22 protein-coding genes are annotated in these 18,952 nt (G+C 62.8%); 15 read left to right on the top strand and 7 right to left on the bottom strand.

Going from position 1 to position 18,952, the window contains the following annotated elements; all coding sequences use genetic code 11:
* Positions 1–57: 57 nt before the first annotated feature.
* Positions 58–924, bottom strand: coding sequence for a GIY-YIG nuclease family protein (locus DSM104635_RS17100; RefSeq protein WP_228445738.1), 867 nt, complete (start codon positions 922–924; stop codon positions 58–60).
* Positions 925–1,050: 126 nt separating this feature from the next.
* On the opposite strand from DSM104635_RS17100, the gene DSM104635_RS17095 reads away from it, so the two are divergent.
* Positions 1,051–1,254, top strand: coding sequence for a helix-turn-helix domain-containing protein (locus tag DSM104635_RS17095; protein ID WP_158767379.1), 204 nt, complete (start codon positions 1,051–1,053; stop codon positions 1,252–1,254).
* A 28-nt stretch (positions 1,255–1,282) separates the two neighbouring features.
* On the opposite strand, the gene DSM104635_RS17090 is transcribed toward DSM104635_RS17095, so the two are convergent.
* From DSM104635_RS17090 to DSM104635_RS17080, 3 genes are all read right to left on the bottom strand, one after another.
* Entirely contained in the window at positions 1,283–1,624 is a 342-nt protein-coding gene (locus tag DSM104635_RS17090; RefSeq protein ID WP_158767378.1) for a hypothetical protein, read from the bottom strand.
* Positions 1,625–1,725: 101 nt separating this feature from the next.
* A complete protein-coding gene (locus tag DSM104635_RS17085) occupies positions 1,726–2,217 on the bottom strand; it encodes a DUF5681 domain-containing protein (protein WP_158767377.1) in 492 nt (163 codons plus the stop codon).
* Positions 2,214–3,527: a site-specific DNA-methyltransferase gene (locus DSM104635_RS17080; RefSeq protein ID WP_228445737.1), complete on the bottom strand. Its 1,314-nt coding sequence runs from the start codon at positions 3,525–3,527 to the stop codon at positions 2,214–2,216. The genes DSM104635_RS17085 and DSM104635_RS17080 overlap by 4 nt, the downstream gene beginning before the upstream one ends.
* Positions 3,528–3,619: 92 nt before the next feature.
* Here DSM104635_RS17080 and DSM104635_RS17075 point away from each other — a divergent pair, with 92 nt between their 5' ends.
* Positions 3,620–3,895, top strand: a complete 276-nt coding sequence (locus tag DSM104635_RS17075; protein WP_158767376.1) for a hypothetical protein — start codon at positions 3,620–3,622, stop codon at positions 3,893–3,895.
* 523 nt (positions 3,896–4,418) lie between these two features.
* Here DSM104635_RS17075 and DSM104635_RS17070 read toward each other — a convergent pair.
* Positions 4,419–5,519, bottom strand: a complete 1,101-nt coding sequence (locus tag DSM104635_RS17070) for a hypothetical protein (protein WP_158767375.1) — start codon at positions 5,517–5,519, stop codon at positions 4,419–4,421.
* A 350-nt stretch (positions 5,520–5,869) separates the two neighbouring features.
* On the opposite strand from DSM104635_RS17070, the gene DSM104635_RS17065 reads away from it, so the two are divergent.
* The 13 genes from DSM104635_RS17065 (at position 5,870) to DSM104635_RS17005 (ending at position 17,158) form a co-directional block, all read left to right on the top strand.
* A complete protein-coding gene (locus DSM104635_RS17065; protein WP_158767374.1) occupies positions 5,870–6,064 on the top strand; it encodes a Flp family type IVb pilin in 195 nt (64 codons plus the stop codon).
* A gap of 80 nt (positions 6,065–6,144) precedes the next feature.
* Complete coding sequence (gene cpaB, locus DSM104635_RS17060) at positions 6,145–6,987, top strand: Flp pilus assembly protein CpaB (RefSeq protein WP_158767373.1); 843 nt, start codon at positions 6,145–6,147, stop codon at positions 6,985–6,987.
* Positions 6,988–7,006: 19 nt separating this feature from the next.
* Complete coding sequence (locus tag DSM104635_RS17055) at positions 7,007–8,395, top strand: type II and III secretion system protein family protein (protein ID WP_158767372.1); 1,389 nt, start codon at positions 7,007–7,009, stop codon at positions 8,393–8,395.
* On the top strand, positions 8,392–8,658 hold the full coding sequence (locus DSM104635_RS17050) for a hypothetical protein (protein ID WP_158767371.1): 267 nt from the start codon (positions 8,392–8,394) through the stop codon (positions 8,656–8,658). The genes DSM104635_RS17055 and DSM104635_RS17050 overlap by 4 nt, the downstream gene beginning before the upstream one ends.
* A gap of 10 nt (positions 8,659–8,668) precedes the next feature.
* On the top strand, positions 8,669–9,982 hold the full coding sequence (locus tag DSM104635_RS17045) for a pilus assembly protein TadG-related protein (protein ID WP_158767370.1): 1,314 nt from the start codon (positions 8,669–8,671) through the stop codon (positions 9,980–9,982).
* Entirely contained in the window at positions 9,979–10,464 is a 486-nt protein-coding gene (locus DSM104635_RS17040; RefSeq protein WP_158767369.1) for a TadE/TadG family type IV pilus assembly protein, read from the top strand. The genes DSM104635_RS17045 and DSM104635_RS17040 overlap by 4 nt, the downstream gene beginning before the upstream one ends.
* A 2-nt stretch (positions 10,465–10,466) precedes the next feature.
* On the top strand, positions 10,467–11,045 hold the full coding sequence (locus DSM104635_RS17035; protein ID WP_158767368.1) for a TadE/TadG family type IV pilus assembly protein: 579 nt from the start codon (positions 10,467–10,469) through the stop codon (positions 11,043–11,045).
* A 2-nt stretch (positions 11,046–11,047) separates the two neighbouring features.
* The gene (locus tag DSM104635_RS17030) at positions 11,048–12,226 is read left to right on the top strand and encodes a CpaE/TadZ family protein (RefSeq protein ID WP_158767367.1); all 1,179 of its coding nucleotides are present in this window, start codon (positions 11,048–11,050) and stop codon (positions 12,224–12,226) included.
* 3 nt (positions 12,227–12,229) lie between these two features.
* The gene (locus DSM104635_RS17025; protein ID WP_228445736.1) at positions 12,230–13,624 is read left to right on the top strand and encodes a TadA family conjugal transfer-associated ATPase; all 1,395 of its coding nucleotides are present in this window, start codon (positions 12,230–12,232) and stop codon (positions 13,622–13,624) included.
* A gap of 9 nt (positions 13,625–13,633) precedes the next feature.
* Positions 13,634–14,596, top strand: a complete 963-nt coding sequence (locus DSM104635_RS17020) for a type II secretion system F family protein (protein ID WP_158767366.1) — start codon at positions 13,634–13,636, stop codon at positions 14,594–14,596.
* An 8-nt stretch (positions 14,597–14,604) separates the two neighbouring features.
* Positions 14,605–15,540 carry a type II secretion system F family protein gene (locus tag DSM104635_RS17015; protein WP_158767365.1) on the top strand — a complete coding sequence of 312 codons (936 nt, stop codon included), beginning with the start codon at positions 14,605–14,607 and terminating at the stop codon, positions 15,538–15,540.
* A gap of 2 nt (positions 15,541–15,542) precedes the next feature.
* Positions 15,543–16,427 carry a tetratricopeptide repeat protein gene (locus tag DSM104635_RS17010; protein ID WP_158767364.1) on the top strand — a complete coding sequence of 295 codons (885 nt, stop codon included), beginning with the start codon at positions 15,543–15,545 and terminating at the stop codon, positions 16,425–16,427.
* Between the two features lie 224 nt (positions 16,428–16,651).
* The gene (locus DSM104635_RS17005; RefSeq protein WP_158767363.1) at positions 16,652–17,158 is read left to right on the top strand and encodes a thermonuclease family protein; all 507 of its coding nucleotides are present in this window, start codon (positions 16,652–16,654) and stop codon (positions 17,156–17,158) included.
* Between the two features lie 5 nt (positions 17,159–17,163).
* Here the strand turns inward: DSM104635_RS17005 and DSM104635_RS17000 are convergent, their stop codons facing one another.
* Together DSM104635_RS17000 and DSM104635_RS16995 are read right to left on the bottom strand one after the other, a co-directional pair.
* Positions 17,164–18,444: a TRAP transporter large permease gene (locus DSM104635_RS17000; RefSeq protein ID WP_158767362.1), complete on the bottom strand. Its 1,281-nt coding sequence runs from the start codon at positions 18,442–18,444 to the stop codon at positions 17,164–17,166.
* 3 nt (positions 18,445–18,447) lie between these two features.
* The gene (locus DSM104635_RS16995) at positions 18,448–18,948 is read right to left on the bottom strand and encodes a TRAP transporter small permease (RefSeq protein ID WP_158767361.1); all 501 of its coding nucleotides are present in this window, start codon (positions 18,946–18,948) and stop codon (positions 18,448–18,450) included.
* Positions 18,949–18,952: the final 4 nt, after the last annotated feature.

Here is an 18,952-nt window from a genome sequence, read left to right as displayed (position 1 = left end):
CGCGGGCGCGAAGGTTGCGCGACCGCCGCAACAATGCGGGCCTCTCTTCGCGCTGACTCAATTACGGTTGAGGCCCATCTCGCGGCTTTGCAACTTGGATTTCCAGAGCGCTTCCATCGCCAGGATGTGCTCGGTGCTGGCGCTCGATGCTGCGACTTCCAAAATCGAAACGCGATAGTCGCTCGGGTCGCGGATCTTCAAACCAACGTTGCCGCCGTGGCCTGAGCGCGCATACGCCAGCCAGCGGCCGAGAAAACCGTCTGCGCCAAGAGCCGCTCCGACATATTGTTCTGCCGTGCGCGGGCAGGTGAGGAGATAGATCCCGCGACTAGCGCTGAGCGCGACGGTCCATGAAGGCGGCATCGCTTCGAGGTCCGACAATTGCGCGAAGAACGCTCCATAACCTGGAAAGTCCGGTTCTTTGAGCGCACAGCGCAATTCTAGCACTGGCTTGTCGCGCCGGTCTGCGCGTTGGACCCACGAGCGGGTGCCGCCGCCCCAGTCTACGGTGAGCAGGCCAACGAACTCGCTCAGTGCGCTCAAACGCTCGAACGGAAAAACGTGATCTGCGCCAGCGGCCACGACCTCGCCCGAGTGCGGCGCCTGCCAATCCGTTTCGCTGGGGTGTGGGATGCCGACGCGGTAGAGGCCAGCGAACAATGTCTCGCCATTGGGCGCGGCCACAAAGCTCGCCCAGAGCGGGCGGTTGAATTTGAGCTTCACGCCCCGGCGCTGTCGGCTTTGGTAGTCTTCGAAGACAGCGCGATCGTCGCGCCAAAGTTGATAGATTGAGCGTCCGCGCCGCGCCCGCCCGTCTTGATGGCGGAGCAAGGACACCTCTTTGGGGTCGAGCCCAGCGTTGGACAGCAACAGGTTGAACGTTAGCGGCATGCGCACGCCGCCCGGGCGAATGCGATGCCGCATCTTTCGCGCTGTAGACGATAAGTCACATTCAGCATGCGCAAGCAACGCTCCGCCGCCGCTGGCAGTCAAGCAAAATGAGACTCATCGTCCGTGGTCTGATCGTCTCCAAGGCGGCGCTCTCTGGATATGGATATCCGGGGTCGACTGGCGCGCAACGTGAAAGCCGAGCGGAGCGAGCGCGGCTGGTCTCAGGAGGATTTGGCAGACGCCTCCGGTCTCGACCGCACTTACATTTCAGGCATCGAACGACAAGTGCGCAATCCCACGATCGTGATCGTGGAGCGCTTGGCGAAGGCGCTTAAGACCACGGCGAGCGCATTGCTGGATTAGGACGCTTGCGAGGAGGGCGGCTAGCGCTTCAGAGGTCGCCGAACTTCAGATCACCGAATGCTTGCTCTTCGGGACTGACCTCAGCAGCTGCTTGCGTTTCCGCTTCATCATGCTCGGCCAATTCGTGCGGAAGCACCGGGCGCTCCCGAGACTTGTTCTTCTCCATTTCGCGCGCGATCCACTCTTCATCTGGCAGTGGTTCGGGAGTGAGCACACAACCGCCGCCGCCTAGGAGAGTGTCGCCAAGCTTGGCTCGCAGGTCCTGCAGCATCTCATAGGCTTTGACGTCCTTGGCCGCGCGCGCGATGAGCACAAGCACAAGCGCATCGGCGGTGGTCACGCGCTGGCTCTTGCCGTCAATCTTTGCCATTCGCTTTTCACGCGCGATTCTTTGCACGAGGGCTTTATGCCCGGCAGCGCCGGGGGCGCGTCCGCGGCGTGGCAATAGTCGGCGATGGGGCGATGCTTTGCTCATGGTTTGCCTCTGCGTTTGGCAATGAAGGGCGCGGCGTCGGCAGGCGATTGTTTCTCCCAGATGATCGACGCCTCGACGATTTCCTTGGTGCTCCAAGGCGGCTTGCCGAACGTGGGCACCAGGATGCGAGCGAGATCCATCGGAATATCCTTGGGCACAACGACGGCGCCGTAGTCATGAATCTCTTCGCCGAGTTTCAGGGCGTCATGTTTAATGAGCTGCTTGAAGACGGCGGAGAGCGCGCGCAGATCGCCGCCAAGCGCCCGGTCAACTTGCTTGCGGAGGAGCGCCTCGCTGCGCGAGATGCGCCGCGTGCGGCCGGTCGGATCAATTGTTGTGACCGGCGCATTGAGCATCGCTTCGAGATCAACAGCGACTGCGCCTTTGGTCTTGGGCCGGCCGCTTGGATTGCCCGAGCGGCCCTTTTTGAATTGGCTGGTCTTTGGCGGGCGGCCATAGCCAACCTCATAGTCGCGATCGGTGCTCACGGGTGGACCTCCTCAGACGCGGCGGCCCGCTTTGCCTGGACAGCGAAGAATTCCTCGCCGGTCGCCTGCAGGTGCGCCTGGAGCCCAAAGAGTTTCTGCATCCGCGCCAGGATGACATCGCAATAGAGCGGATCGAGTTCTATGGCGGCGCAGCGCCGGCCGGTCTTTTCGGCCGCGACAAGTGTTGTGCCCGAGCCCGCGAAAGCATCTAGGACCAAGCCTTGGCGCTGCGTGCAATCACGGATGGCGTCAGCGACCAGCGCCACCGGCTTGCAGGTAGGGTGCAAACTCAAATCTTGGCGCGCAGCGCCGAATGAATTTACACCCGCGTAATTCCAGACATTGCTGCGGTTGCGGCCGAAGCGGCCCAGCTGAATATTGTTAGTGTGCGCTTCATCACCAGATTTGAAGACCAATACAAACTCGTGCTGGCTTCGATAGAGCGATCCCATGCCGGCATTGGTCTTGACCCAAGTGCAGATGTTCTTGAGTTCGCCGTAGGCGGCCTTGCCGGCGGTCAGCATTTCACCGACGTGGCGCCAATCGATGCATTGGTAGTGCAACGAGCCGGCCTTTGAGTACGCGGCCAAATGCTTGAACACATCAGTCAAGAATGTGGTGAATTGCGTTTCGGACATTTCGCCCGAAGCCATTGCAAATTCACGATGCTTGATGGCGCCGCCGCCGCAAACGTGGCCATCGACCTTCACGTTGTACGGCACATCGGTGAAGACTGCGTCGGCGCGGTCTTCGCCGAGTAGGCGCGCATAGGTCTCGGCTTGAGTTGAGTCACCACAAATGAGCCGGTGAGAGCCAATTTGCCAAACATCGCCAAGCCGCGTCACGGCGGTTGCGGCCGGCCCAGGAATGTCATCTTCGCCAGGCGGCGCAGCGTTGAGTTCTTCGATCAGAATATCGATCTCGGCCGTTTCGAAGCCCGTGATGGTCAAATCAAAATCGATTTCCAGTTCGGCGAGATAGCGAAATTCCTGCGCCAGCAGGGCGCGATCCCAACCGGCCCGTTCCGCGATCCGATTATCAGCAATGGCGTATGCGCGGATCTCGGCCTCGCTCATTCCTGACAGGCGGATGGTTGGGACCTCTGCGATGCCAAGCGATTTGGCGGCGGCCAAGCGCCCATGCCCGGCGATCACGCCATTCTCATCGTCCACTAGGATGGGGACCGTGAATTTGAATCGCCGGATCGACTCTGCGATCTGCGCGATCTGTTTAGCGGTGTGCGTGCGCGTGTTGGTCGAACGCGGGCGCATCGCCTCAACCGGCTGGTTGAGGATTGCAAGTATCGTCAAAACCCAAAGCTCCTTTAGGCGGAGCTGGGCACAAACAAAGGCGCGCGAGCTCCGGATCAATCCGAAAGCCACGCCTTCCGCCATGGGTTGGAATGGGTCTTTTCAAGCAGGCCGACGGCCATGCGCCGGAGCTGCTTCACGACGGCGACATGAGCGGCCATGCCGCCAAGTCGGGTTCCGCCTATGACGGACCAAGCATGCTCAAGTCCTGGAATCTGTCAACGCCCTCGACCCTCGCGAGAGGGGGTCACGCGGGGAAAAAAGCGATCCCTGTTTTGCGGCGCAGCTTCCCTGTTTGCGCGCAGAAATTCCCTGTTTTGAATTGCGTGCTTCGCTGCCGTTTTAGCCGGACATTTCAGGGCCTTTGACTCGCTGCTGGCGCCACAACTGCCGAATATCCTGCATTTGCTCGCTAAATTCCCTGTTTATCAGGGAATTCGACCAGATACGGGTTCACTCGTGACTGTCCACACCACCAACCATATTTCACCGCGCCACGGCGTTGGCGTGGGCGCCCCGTAAGCGGCGGACTTCGCGGCGCTATTCCACGCAACGGGTGGTCAGAGACGCCGAGTGAAAGCCCGCCATCTAGCGTCTTTCAGCGAGGGTCTCTCTCGCCGCTGCTTCGCCGGCTGATCGCCGGTACGACCGCAAGCCCCGGCAAAGCGGGGGTGCGCGGCCCAGGCGTGGGGCGGCGCGCTAAGTCAGCGCGATGCGTTGTTGCGGTGCGACATGGCCTCGTTCATCGGGGCCATGCCCGATCCCTTCCGCAGCGAAGTCCAGCGGATACTCGCACAATCGGACGACCGCTTCGGGCGCATCAGCGGACGTGCTCTGATAGTTAAGCGGATGACAGAAGCAGACGCTCATCGTGACACTGCGCTGCCGCCATTAGATTTGCTCGACGCGCGTCAAGAAGGAGGGTCTCTGGACTGTCAACTTCGCGCCAAGCCATTCCTCGAACCACTGACGTCCTTCCGCCCGACGCGCCTGGGCGTCGACCGCGTGGAGGTGGTGCTGAAAGAGGCCGGCTTCGCTGAGACGAAGCATCGCTTCCTCAAACCGATCCGCCAACCGGCCGCCATAATGCGCGTCGATTCCACCCGGCGATCGCAACTCGCCCAATCGGCGCAGCAGCGATCTGATCTCGAAATCCTGATGCTTTTTGTTGCGCGACGCGCCCCAGCTTAGCGTCAGTAAGAGGCCAAGCTTCTTGGCCAGCACGTCGGCGCCGCGGCTGCTGCGGTGATCGAGCTTGAGCAGCGCGTCGGGCAGGGAACCGACCCACATGGGCCCGGATGCGTTCAGCCAATGATCAGCCCAGGCCCCGAGGCGCAGCGGCATTGCGCCAGCACAGGTGTCGTTGGCGACCGGCGGCTGATCCTCGTCGAGATCGAACAGACTGACGCCAAAACGCGTGATGCCATCCCGTTTCCAGGTTCGGCTGACGGGATCGAATCCAGGGTAGCTCAGAACGTCGAACCGAAGGCGCAGCAAGCGCTCGATTTCCACGTCCACAGACTGTGCGAATTCGAGACGTTCGGCGCCGTAGCGCTTATAGTGTTTTGCGTACATGACCGCCGAGCCGCCGAGCCAAACGGCGTCGCGCCGCGGCGCGCAGGTCGAAGCGCGGAGGGAATCGCACGCGAGCGCCGACAGCAACGTGATCGCTACGTCGATACTCAACGCAGAGTACGAGGCCACATCGCTCCAGGCGGCGCCGTTGTCATCCGAAGCCGTCCAGACTTTGATCCGCCCGCCGGATCCGCTCCAGAAATCGTAGTAGGGCGCGCCGGATTTATCCTTGCGCCAACCGCTCTCGGACGCGCGCGCGTGGGGTCCGCCTGCACAAAGCGCCTGCACCGCCGCAACGATCAAAGGATTGTTGGGAAGCGACAAAAGTCCGTCGCGTGCGCGCGTGGCGCGACGGCAGACGGGGCAGCGCCACCCTTTACCCTCCCATTGGGCGAGATTTGCATCGACGAGGGCCAAAATAATCTCTCCGAGAGCGAACGCGCGATTAGCTGAGCTGCTTAGGGTTGTAAAAGAGCCATGGCCGCGGCTTCTCGCCGATCAAGCGTGTTTGACCAACGCTCGTTGCGACCAAACCCACCGCAACCATCACCGCTTTCCACCGCTGCGTGGCAGTTCCCTGCATGCAAACGACGGACCACACGCCTTGAAACGCAAGGCGCGTGAGGCTGCGGCGCGATATCGAGAAAGAAGAAAGCAGAGCGGCGCTCTGTGACAGCACGCCTGACGCGCTCAGTTAGACCATTGTGTGTGGGCGGAATTACGCCCCCGGCAATTTCGCCGTTCACATCTGACTGTCAGAGGAAACCATGAACAAACTTATCGTGAAGGCGCAAGTCGCCCTCAACAGCTTCAAGCGCAACGAATCGGGCGCGACGCTGGTCGAGTACTCGCTGCTCATCGGCCTCATCACCGTTCTGGTCGTCGCGGCCGTCTTTGGGATTGGCGGTTGGGCCCAAACCCAGTGGACCAGCTTGTGCACCGCCGTCGGCGCCACCTGCTAAGGCTTTCGTCTTGCAACTCGTGGGGCGGGCGCTGACGCGGCCGCCCCACAGTCTCAAACCGGGACACGGAATTAACGCTCATGCGCAGACTCGGCCTCATCGTTCTTGCGATCGCGATCCTCCTCGGCGGCGTTGCAACGTTCGGCATTCTCAACCTGCAGAACGCTCGCACCGCGGCTAACAACGCGACCCGAGTGGTCGTTGCCGATCGCGCCATTGCGCTGGGCCAGACGCTCACGCCCGACATGCTTCGCCTGCAAGCGTGGCCCGCCGGCGCGACGCCCCCGGGCGCTTTCACCGAAATTCAGCAACTCACCGGCGAAACCCACGTGGCCTTGCGCACGATCGAGCCGAATGAGCCGGTGCTGGCCTCGCGCATTTCCGGCGCCGGCGGCCGCGCCACCCTTTCCGCCACGATTGCCGAAGGCCACCGCGCCGTCGCCATTCGCGTCAACGACGTTGTCGGCGTCGCAGGCTTTGTTCTGCCGGGCGATTCCGTGGACGTGCTGCTCACCCGCGAAGAAGGGCAGGGCAACAACAGCGCGACCATGCGCACCGATCTGCTGATTGCAAATGTGCGGGTGCTCGCGATCGATCAAAGCGCCAGCGAAAGCAGCAACGACCCGCAGGTCGCCCGCGCCGTCACCATCGAAGTGACGCCTGAAGGTGGCCAGAAGGTCGCGCTTGCAGGACAGATCGGCACGCTCACGCTCGCGCTGCGCCGCCCCGACGAAATCGGCCAGGCCAACCGCGCGCCCGTCACCACCATCCGTATCCAAGATCTGCGTGCGGAAGCCGAACGCGCCACACTCACCACGGCGCCTCGCCCAGTCCGTACCCGGGCCGCGTCCGCGCCGGCCGGTCCGTCCATCGAAATCATCCGCGGTTCAACGTCGAACCGCGCCTCTGTCACCAGCGAATAGCCCTCGGAGCGAACCAGCAATGCGCGCCGCTTTCATCGTCGCCACCGCCCTGATCCTCGGGCTTGGTGTTCAGACTCCCGCCATGGCGCAATCGCGCACTGGCCACGAAGACGCCTCGCACACGGGCGGCATCGGCCTTCCTGTTGGGGGCGCTCAGATCCTGCGCTTCGACCGTCCGGTCGGCCGTGTCTATCTCGGCAACTCCGAGGTGGCTGACGTCATCGCGCTGACGGATCGCTCCATCTACTTGCTCGGCAAGGAGGCCGGCACCTCGTCGCTCACGATCATGGAACGCGGCGAGCGCGCCGTTCCGCTGGCGACCTACACGGTCCAAGTCGGCGTTGACGCGCTCGGTCTGCGCCGGACGTTGCACGATGTGATGCCGGATGAAGAGGTCGAAGTTCGTCTCGCCGGCGACGGCCTGGTGCTTTCGGGCGCTGTGTCTTCGTCCGCCGCCGCCGACCGCGCGACCTTGATCGCGCAGCGTTTCGCGGCCGACCGCGTGGTGAATTCGATGACGATCAGCGCCGCGGAACAAGTCATGCTTGAGGTGCGGGTCTCTGAGGTGCAGCGCAATGAACTCACCGCAATGGGCCTTTCCACCAACGTGTTGTGGCAGAATGGCGCCGATGCAGCGCAATTGCTTTCGGGCGTTATCAATCCAGACGCGTTCGGCCTGCTCGCAGGCAGCGTGGTGAGCGGCGACTACACGATCGACGCCGTCCTCGACGCGCTTGAGCGCCGCGGCGTGGTGACAACGCTGGCGCGTCCGACCTTGGTCGCTCTCTCCGGTGAGACCGCGAACTTCTTTGCTGGCGGTGAATTCCCAATCCCGGTGGCCGCGGACGACGATGAGGACAGCCGCCGCATCACCATCGAGTTCAAACAATTCGGCGTCTCCGTCGCGTTCACGCCGACGGTCGTCGGCGACACCATCAACTTGCACGTCGCCCCGGAAGTCAGCGCGCTCGACCGCAACAACGGCATACGCTTGAACGGCACCGACATTCCGGCGATCACGACACGCCGCGCCCAAACCACGGTTGAACTCCGCGACGGCCAAAGCTTCGCCATTGCCGGCCTGATCCGCCGCGACTTCACCGACAGCGTAAGCGGCCTGCCGGGTGTGTCACGCATGCCGATCCTCGGCGCGCTGTTCCGCTCTACGCGCTTCGAGCGCCAAGAAACTGAAGTCGTCATCATCGTCACTGCGCATCGAGCTCATCCGACGACGCTCGATCGCCTGGTGACACCGACCGACCTCTTCAACGCACCGAGCCAGTTCCAGCTCTTCTGGGGCGGCCAAGTGGAAGCGCCGTCGCGGACGCAAGCGATCAACGCGAACGCGCAAACGCAAAACCAAATCGTCGGTCGCTTCGATCAAGATGTGGGGTACGTGGTCCAATGAAGTATAGCTTGTTCGCCGCTCTCGCCGCTGCCGCTCTCGGCGCAGCCTGCACGCACCCGATCGATAACAGCGGCGCACCGTCCTTCGGGGAAGCGACCGAGGCGAACCGTGATCGGCAAATGACGCCGGTCGTGGTCGAAGCCGCGCCGCCAGAAGGCAGCGGCTCGCAGGGCGTGCTAGCGCAAAGTCGCTATCGCGCCGGGACTACGAAGCCACTGCTGCCAAGCAGCTCGTCGATCGCCAACCCATCGACGACAAACTGATCCAGCGTAGATGACCGCCCGCACGGCCCTCCGTTCGATTGCGGCGCGGTTTGCCCAGGCAGAGCGCGGTGCGGTTGCGATCTATGTCGCCCTCACAGCGACCGTGACGTTCGGCATCGTCGGCCTCGCCGTCGATGTTTCGCGTGCAATGATCGTTCGATCGGAAGCGCAAGCCGGCGCCGACGCCCTGGCGCTCGCGGCAGCTTCGCAGCTTGACGGCACGCCAAGCGCCATTGCCCGCGCCAACACTGCGATTGCGAATCTCGTGGAGAACTCGCAGCGGTTTGCTTCCACTGGGCCGGGGCCAGTCTCCTTCTCCAGCGTCCGCTTTCTCAGTGGTCTGCCGTCCAGCGACAATTCCCCGATCACTGGCGCCTTCGTCACCACGGACCCACTGTTGGCGCGCTTCGTAGAAGTGACGACGGCGCCGCTATCGCACTCAAACACGTTTCTGCTTGCTGTTGGCGCGACGCCGAGCATCAACATTTCGACCGACGCGGTCGCGGGGTGCAATCAAGCGATCTGCCGCGCGCCACCCATGATGATCTGCAATCCCGCCGAGCAAGGCAATCCCGGCGCTTCTTTTGATATCGACGTGTGGCGCGGCCGCCAGATCAAATTCCTGCATCAAGGCGGCGCCGGTGCATCCTGGGCGCCAGGAAACTTTGGGTATCTGGAAGTCAACGGCAGCGGCGCGAATGCGCTCCGCGACGCGCTCGCCTCCATCAACGGCGGCAACATTTGCTACGGACGGTCCGTCACGACGGAGCCCGGCGCTAAGAATGGCGCCAGCAACGCTCTCAATGTGCGCTTCGGCATCTATCAGAACCCCGGCTTCGGGAACGCCAGCAACAATCCCACTTTCGCGCCGGATGTGAACGTCCGCGCCATGCCGCGGGACCTCGTTTTCACTGGCCCCGCCAACCGGTTTGGCAACGGCCATTGGAACTGCAACGCCTATTGGAGCGCAAACTTCGCGAGTTCCAGCGTTCCGAAGCCGGCGGGCTGCACCGCGTCTACGTCGGGCTACACGCGCTTTGAGCAGTACGAATACGAGATTGCCCACGGGCTCGATCTGCAGTCTCCCGCAAACGCCGCAAACGAACTGGCCGACCGGCGCATCATCTACGTGGCGGTTGTGAACTGCCTCGATGAAAATGTTCACGGCAGCATGTCGGTCCGGCCGCTGACGTATTTGAAGGTGTTTCTGACCGAGCCCGTCAACGACCCCTCCGGCGTCGAGATCATGGGCGAGATCGTCGACATCGTGCAGCTCGGCGACGATGACGGCGTCCTACACGATATCGTGCAGCTCTATCGATGAAGCAGCGCGCCGCTCTCCGTTTCTTCAAGGACCGCGACGGCGCGGCGATAGTCGAGTTCGCACTCGTCGCGCCGCTGCTGGTCTTTCTCATGTGCGGCATGGCCGAGTTCGCCAACGCGATGCGGCAGTACCACGTGATGGAGAAGGGCGTGCGCGACGCCGGCCGCTACCTGGCGCGCGTGCCGATGACAGGCTGCGCGGTTAACGCATCGGCCGCCACAGCGGCGCGCAATCTGGCGGTCACGGGCCGGACCTCCGGCGGCACGGCGTTGTTGCCGAATTGGGCCGACGCCAACACTGTGGCGGTCTCGATCGCAGAGTGCGTCGACAACTCGGCGGGCACGTATCGCGGCCGCACGCAGATGCCGATCATCCAAGTTCAGGCCAGCGCGCCTTATGTTGATCTCGGCCTGCTGACGATCATCGGTGTTGGCGCGATCAATCTCCAAGCCACACACCAGCAGATTTGGATCGGGGAATAGCGATGAAGCGCCCCGTAAAGAGATTTGCCGACAACGAGTCCGGTGTCGTGATGATCGAGTACACGCTCGTCTTCATGTTGCTGATGGTGCTGACGTTCGGCTTGATTGAATTCGGCATCGCCTTTCACCAATACAACGCCGCCGAGACCGCAACGAGTGTTGGCGCGCGCTACATCGCGACCCGTGGGCCGGTCGTGACCGGCATTTCCGACTGCGGCGTAGCCACGTCAGCCACCGCTGGCACAAACTGCGCCTCGGTGTCTGGATCGAGCACGTGGACGATCACGTGCAATGCTGGCTCGCCCTCCGGTGCTTGTCAGTCAGCTGTGCTTAACGCGCTCGTCGCCCGCATGCAGCAGTTCGCGCCAGAGATAGAGGCACAGAACGTGCAGGTGGTGCTTCGTGGTTCTGGGCTCGGCTATGTCGGTCGAGGCGCTCCTGTTCCGCTGATAACCGTGCGGCTGACTGGGATGACCTACGACTTCATCGCCATCGACGATCTGCTCGGCTTCGGCGTAGCGCCCATGCCGGGGTTCGACGCGACGCTTATTGGCGAAGACCAAAACGGCGCGGGAGTTTAGCGATGGCGGAAATTCGCATCGCAGCACGATTGTATGACGAAGACCTGCTGTCCGCGGTGAAGGCGGCGGCGGCTACGTATCGTGCGCGTCTCGTCCACTGGTCGGGCGTCGTCGCCAATGATTCCATTCTGCATGACGCCAACGTCGTTGTGCTGGAGGCGTTGCGGACTGACACCGCGCTGCAGGATCTGCAAGCGGCGCGCGAAGGCTGTCCATCCGCTGAGATCATCGTCATCGCCGGTGCAGACGCGTCACCGGAAGACGTGCGGCGTCTGTTCCGCGCCGGCGCGCGGGACGTGCTTTCGCTTCCGGTGAATCACGAACAGATTCTCACATCACTTGGTGAATCGATCGGCCCTGGTCAGAATGGCGACTCCAATGGGTTCGTACTCGGCGTCGTAAAGGCCGCCGGCGGCGTGGGCGCCACGACGCTGGCTGTGAACATCGCCGGCCATTTCGCCAACCCGCCGCGCAGCAAACGCGGCGATCGGTTGGAACCGCTGAAGGTCGCGATTCTCGATCTCGATCTTCAACTCGGCGACGCCGCGCTGGCGATGGATATCCAGCCGCGCAAGGACATCACCGAAATCCTGCGGACGCCGAAGCGCCTCGACAGCCACTTCCTTGACGGTCTGATGGAGCGCCATCGCAGCGGCGTTCATGTGCTTTGTGCACCGTCCAAGGTCGTGCCGCTGGATGCGATCGATGCCAATGTCGCGCTCTCGATCGTCGATGTCGCCGTCGGCAACTACGACCTCGTTATCGTGGAATTGCCTGGCGCCTGGACCGACTGGACCGGCACGCTGCTCCGGCGCGCCGATCATCTCATGATGGTGTCGACCGCGGCCGTGCGTGGCGTAGCCGGTGCGCGGCGTGTACTCGACGCAGCCGCTGAAATGAATGTCGAGCCCGGCCGTTGGTCGCTCGCGTTCAATCGACTTAACAGCGTGCTCGACGGAAACGACATCGTCGACCAAGCCCGCCGTGCCCTGGGTTCCACCGTCATTGGCTCGATCTGCGAAGATCCCGCCGTACGCCTCGCTTGCGATCGCGGCCGGATGATCTGGGAAACCGCGCCGAACACGCGCTTCGCCAAAGAGCTTCGCCCGTTGTGCAACGAGATCACCCAGATGATCGAGAGCAAACAGTATCCACGCGCCCAGCGCCAGCTCGCGAGATAGGTCATGCGTCTTTCCTTTACGGATCGTGCCAAGTTGGCTGGCGGTGGCGGCCAAAACGTCCCACCCGCCGCTAATGCACCTTCAGTGATGGCGCAGTTCGCCGCGCCGACTCCAGCCGCGCAAGCCGAAGACGCCGAAGCCGAGGCCTATCTTAATCTCAAAGCGCGCATTCACCGCGCCCTGATTCAGAAAATGAATCTGTCGTCGCTGGACCGAATTCCGCCTGAGCAGCTTCGCCCGGAAGTCGATCGCGCCATCACCGATCTGCTGATGCAGGAAGGACTGCCCTTAAACTCAGGCGAAAAAGTTCGCTTGACCGACGACCTCATCGATGAGCTCAAAGGGTTCGGTCCGCTCGAACCGCTGCTGCGCGATCCGACGGTGTCGGACATTCTCGCAAACACCTATCGCGAAGTGTACGTCGAACGCGCCGGCGTTATCGAGCTCACCAACGTGCGCTTTGCCGACAACGATCACTTGCTGCGCGTCATCGAGCGCATCGTGGATCGCGTTGGCCGCCGCGTCGATGAATCCCAACCGATGGTGGACGCCCGCCTGCCCGACGGCTCGCGCGTCAACGCCGTGGTTCAGCCGGTGGCGTTGGACGGTCCACTGCTGTCGATCCGCAAATTCTCGAAAATTCCGTTCAACCTTGATCGTCTCGTCGAAATCGGCTCGGTCACGAGCAGCGGCGCTGCGCTCCTGGCGGGCATGGTGCGCGCACGGCTGAACATTGTCGTCTCTGGTGGCACCGGCACCGGCAAGACGACGCTGACCAACGCGCTCTCGCATTTCATCAGCCACAGCGAGCGTATCGTCACCATCGAAGACGCCGCCGAATTGCAGCTCCAGCAGCGTCACGTGGCGCGTCTCGAAACCCGCCCACCGAATATCGAAGGCAAGGGCGAAGTTACACAACGCCACCTCGTGAAGAATGCGCTGCGGATGCGGCCGGACCGCATCATCCTGGGCGAAGTGCGCGGCGGCGAGGCGTTCGATATGCTGCAGGCGATGAACACTGGTCATGACGGTTCGATCACCACTGTTCACGCCAACACGCCGCGCGATGCGCTCGCACGTATCGAACAGATGATCGGCATGGCTGGCATTGACCTGCCGACGAAGTCGATGCGCGCGCAGATCGCGAGCGCCATCAACGTCGTCATTCAGATTAAGCGCTTCCCGGACGGCACGCGCCGCATTGTCAGCGTTCAAGAGATCGATGGCATGGAGGGCGAGGTGATCACCATGCAGGAGATCTATCGCTTCGAACAAACTGGCGTCGACGCCAGCGGGCGCGTGCAAGGCCGCTTCCTGCTGACAGGCGTCCGGCCGAACTTCCTGCGCAGCTTCGAGGCGCTGGGCATTCCAATCCCGGCCGAATTGCAGATGGCGTAGGGGTAAAGAATGTCGGGAGCCTTCGCCTACATCGTTTACGCTTTCATCTTCGTGGCGGTCGTACTCGCCGTTGAGGGTGTGTGGCTGTTTGTGCGCTCCGTCTCTCCGGAATCGCGCGAAATCAATCGCCGCCTGGCCGTGATCGCCCAGCGCAACGATCCCAAGGCCGCGCTTTCGCTCATGAAGGAGCGGGAAGGCGGGCCGCTTTCGCGCGCCATCACCGGCCGCGCGCCATGGCTTGCGCAAATGCTGTGGATGGCGCGAGCCAAGATCTCGCCCATTGCGTTGCTGGGTCTGAGTGGCGGCCTGTCGTTGCTGTTCATTCTGCTGGTCACCATCACCGGCGCGCCGTTTATTCTGGCGCTGGTGTTCGGCGCCATGGCCGGCTTCGGCATTCCATTCGGCGTCATCGCCATGAGCGCCAACGGCCGCAGGAAAGCCTTCCTCGACCAGTTCCCCAACGCCGTCGATCTCGTCGCGCGTAGCTTGCAGGCGGGTCACCCCATCCCCGTGGCGCTCGGCATTGTCGCCGAACAAGCGCCCGATCCGATTGGAAGCGAATTCGGCATCGCGATCGACGAAATGGCGTTCGGTCTCGACCGCGATGAGGCGCTCACCAACATGGTGCAGCGCTTCCCGACAGCCGAGCTTCACCTGTTTGTGGCGGCAATTCAGATTACGCGCGAAACCGGCGGCAACCTCGCCGAAGTGTTTTTGAAGTTGTCGGACGTGATCCGTGACAAGGCCACCTTGCGCAAGAAGGTATCAGCGCTCACCGCCGAGGGCCGGCTTTCGTGTATGGTCCTTGTCGCGTTGCCGATCTTCCTGTTCGCGATCCTGAGCCTGCTCCGTCCTGAATTCTACGGCCTGGTCGCCAACGATCCGTTGTTCGCGCCGATGATGACCGCCCCGCCGATCCTGCTTGTCATCGGTACGATCATGATCTGGCGCATGGTCAACTTCAAGATTTAGAGGGCGATATGCTGAGCGGTTCGACCCTTTCTTTTGTTATCGGTCTCTCACTGGCGCTGTTTGCCGTGGCGCTGGCGATGATCTATCTCGCCGACGAAAGCGTCCGCCGACGCCTATCGCTGGCCGCGGGCGGCCGCCGTGACTCCAGCACCGGCGTCTCCGATCACGGCTTGTCGTGGCTGGTCAGCGTCGGCGAACGGCTGCGCTCGAACAAGTCGAGCACGGAAGCAGAAGTTGGCGCGTTGCGCATGCAGCTGCTGCGTGCCGGCATCTACGCAGACAAGGCTGTTGAAATATTCACCGCCGTGCGCGTTCTGCTCGCGCTTGCACTTGGATTTGCCGCCGGCTTCGGACTGCTGCTGCTCCAGGTGGACAATGCCCTGATCGGCTCTGTTCTCGTCGTTTTTGGCGCAGCGGTCGGCCTGTTTGCGCCGGTTATGATCGTCAAGGCGCGCGTCTCGGAACGCATGCGGGACGTCCGGCTTGCGCTGCCCGATGCGATCGACTTGCTCGTCGTCTGCATGGAGGCCGGTTCATCGCTGAGCCAGGGTCTGCAGCGCGTCGGCAACGAACTGAAGCACGTCCATCCAATCTTGAGCGAGCAGCTTCAGATCACACTCCTGGAAATGCAGGCGGGTTCGAGCCGTGCGGAGGCGCTCCGCCATCTTGGTGAACGCGTGCCCGACGATCGCCTGAAGACGTTCCTGACGCTTGTTATTCAATCGGATCAGCTTGGCGCCGGACTTGCGCTGACGTTGCGTGTTTATGCGGAGGAGTTGCGTAAGACGCGTTTGATCGAGGCCGAACACAAGGCGGCCGAGTTACCGATTAAGATCGCTATCCCGTTGGTGTTCTTCATCTTCCCGTGCCTCATGGGCATCATCTTCACGCCCATCGTCATCCGCTTCGTCCGCATCCTCTTTCAAGTTGGGACAGGATCGTGACCATGAAATTGCATCAGTTTGGAATGGCGGCTGCCGCCGGCATCGCGATGCTCGCGATTGCTCCGGCAGCGCATGCCGCGTGTTCATACAACGAAACGATCCAGGAGCCCACGCGACGAAGCCGCGTCGATGGCGCCGTAGTCTCGCGCATTCTAAGCGAAGCCGATCAGGCGCTCGCGAGCCAACAATTCGACGAAGCTTGTGTTAAGTATCGGCTGATCCTCAGCGTCGAGCGCGACAACACTCAAGCGCGCCTCGGGATGGGTGAGGGCGCTCTCGGCGAAGCCGACTTCGCCTCTGCTCGTGTCTACTTCCAGACCATTCTCGAACGTGACGCCAACAACGCCGCCGCGCTCCAAGGCTTGGGCCTTGCGCATCTCATGTCCGGCGACATGGAAGCGGCCGGCGCCCAGCTCCGGCTTGCGGTGGACGCAAACCCGGCGCTCTGGCGCGCCTGGAACGGTCTTGGCGTCGTTGCCGATACCCGCAGCGAGTGGGACGCCGCCGACGCGGCGTGGGCGGCCGCAATTGCCGCCGCGCCGAATGAAGCCGGCATTCACAACAACAAGGGCATGTCGCTGCTGCAGCGCGGCTCCCCGGCGTCCGCAATTCCAGCTTTCAACGAAGCGCTTCGGCTCAAACCAAATCTCGTCGCCGCCGCAAGCAATCGTCGCATTGCGCTCGCAATGACGGGTGCTTACGACGCGGCGCTCGCGGGCGTGAGCGAGGAAGATCTTCCCGCGGCTCTGAACAATGTCGCCATTGCTGCGGCCCGCCGCGGCGACATCGCCGTCGCCGACCGTCTGCTCGCGGCCGCGGTTACGGCTTCGCCCCGGTATTACGAAGTCGCGGAACGCAACCGCGATTTGCTGCGGAGTTCGCGCTAGGATCCAGCGCTTCTGACCTACAGCGGCGTCGTTCGGACGGACGTAAGGCCATTTTCCGGTTTCGCCCTACGGTTCAACGAAGTGGCGCGCGAGCGCCCACCTGTCTGGCTTTGCGCCGCTGAAAGCGGCGTGCATGAATTCCATGCGTGCCGCTTCATGCTGTCTGGTTGGCCCAGTTGGTGTAAGCGGGTTTTGTGAGCCGTGAGGACATAGTGGGCGCTCGTATGAGATACGCGTCTGCCGCACTGGTTGCGGTGCTGGCGGCCTGCACGCCGGAGCCGGCGAAGCAGGCTGAGCCGATGATGGCGGACTCCGGTGTTGTCTCTGAGATTGTTGGCGTCGCCACGGTGAGTGACGGCAGCACGATCCGGATCGGTCAGCGGCGTATTCGCTTCGATGGGGTTGCGACGCCGGGGCAGGGCAGCATGTGCGGTGACGTCAATGTCTATCGGGGCGCCGCGGACGCACTGCGGCAGATTACACGATCGAACCAGGTGAGCTGTCGCATCAGCGATGCGCCGGACTCCAGCGGGCGCGATATCGCGCAATGCTCGGTGGAGGGCGCGGACCTCGGCGAATACATGGTCACCAACGGCTGGGCCCGCGAAGTGCCGCGCGATAGCGGTGGCGCGTATGCCGAAGAGGAAGCAGCGGCGCGCGTGGCGGGGCTCGGCGTCTGGAACGCTTCATGTCCCGCCAATCTCTGGCGTGGGCGCGATTACTCAGAATAGCGGCGCTACCTCCAGAGCGCCGGCAGTGTGAGCGATAGCGCGGGGATAAACGTCACCAGCAGCAACACGATGATGGCCGAGATGAAGAACGGCCAGATCGATTTCATCGCCTCCGCGATCGAAATCTTGCCGATCGCCGAGCCGACGAACAGCACCGAGCCGATCGGCGGCATGATGAGCCCGATGCCACCCGCGAGCACCATGATGACGCCAAAGTGCAGCGGCTCGACGCCATAGGAGCGCGCGACCGGTAGGAAGATTGGCGTCACGATGATGATCTTGGGTGCGAGATCGAGGAATGTCCCCATGATCAGAAGCGCGATCACCATCAGCAGCAGCGCGACATTTCGCTCGTCTGTCAGGTTGTTCAGAGTTTCGACGACGAACGACGGAATTTCGAGATAGGCGATCAGCCAGCCGAACGCGCCCGCTGCGCCAATCACGAACAGCACCGTGGCTGACGCACGCGCTGCGTGCGCGGCGGCGCCCGAGAAATCCTTCCACCCCAGCGTGCGGTAAATGAGCAGCATCACCGCGAGCGCGTAGAGCACGGCGATGGCCGAGCTTTCGACAGCAGTGAAGATGCCGGCGCGGATGCCCCCGAAGATCACGAAGATCATCAGCAAGCCGGGAATGGCGGCGACGAGGCGTGACAACACAGCGCCCCACCCGGGGAAGGTTTCCACCGGATAGCCCCGTACTTTCGCCAACCACCACGCGGCGCCCATCACGCTGAGCGCCAGCAAAAGCGCGGGAACGATGCCCGCCGCGAAGAGGTCGGCGATCGAAACGCCGCCGCCGGCGACGGCGGAGAACAGGATCAAATTGTGCGACGGCGGCAGCAGTAGTGCTACGAGCGCCGCTGAGATCGTGACATCGACAGCGTAATCCTTGCTGAAGCCGCGCTTGGCCATTTGCGGGATCATGGTCGGGCCGATCGCGGACACGTCCGCCAGCGCCGAGCCGGACACGCCGCCGAACATTGTCGACGCCAACACGCTCACTTGCCCGAGGCCGCCGCGCAAATGGCCGACGAGCGACGACGCGAGCGATATGAGCCGGTCGGATATACCGCCGCGCATCATCAACTCGCCGGTGAAGATGAAGAGCGGAATCGCGAGAAGCGAGACTTTGTTAAAACCTGACGATACCTGCTGAACCACAACGATCGGCGGCAGGCCGAGATAGACGACCGTAGCGAGTGTTGCGGCGCTGAGTGCGAACGCGATTGGGACGCCGGCGATGAGCAGGATGGCGAAGACGCCGAAGAGAAGAGCGATCTCCATGGATCAGGCCTCCGCCGGCGCTTCGTGGTGCGGATCGGGCGCATCGCCGAAGATGAGGCGCTCCAGCGCAAACAGCGCGATCAACGCGCCGCCTCCGGCTAGGCCAACATAGCTCATGCCCTCCGGGATCGGCGCACCCGCCATCGGCACGGCCCAGGAATCCGCCATCATGAACGCGCCGAAACCCCCGAGCGCCGCCCCGAATACCAACGCAATCAACCGCGCGAATACTTTCAGCACCCCGCGGACGGCTTTGGGTGAACTCTCGACCAGCGTCGGGAAGGCGAAGTGCGATTCTGAGCGAACGGCGACGGCCGCGCCAAACAACGCGGCGACGCTCATCAGCGTCAGCGCCAACGGCTCGGTCCAGCTTGGCGAGGCGTTGAGCACGTAGCGGCCGAACACTTGCCACGCGAGCAGTCCCACCAGCGCGCACAATGATGCGGCGGCGATGAAGACCGTCAACCGCGCCAGCGCGGCGAAAGCGCTTTCGAGCGCGGCCATACTT

The sequence above is a fragment of the Terricaulis silvestris genome (assembly GCF_009792355.1).
In the GTDB taxonomy this organism is placed as follows: Bacteria; Pseudomonadota; Alphaproteobacteria; order Caulobacterales; family Aquidulcibacteraceae; genus Vitreimonas; species Vitreimonas silvestris.
This window is presented reverse-complemented; position numbering and strand designations above follow the sequence as displayed.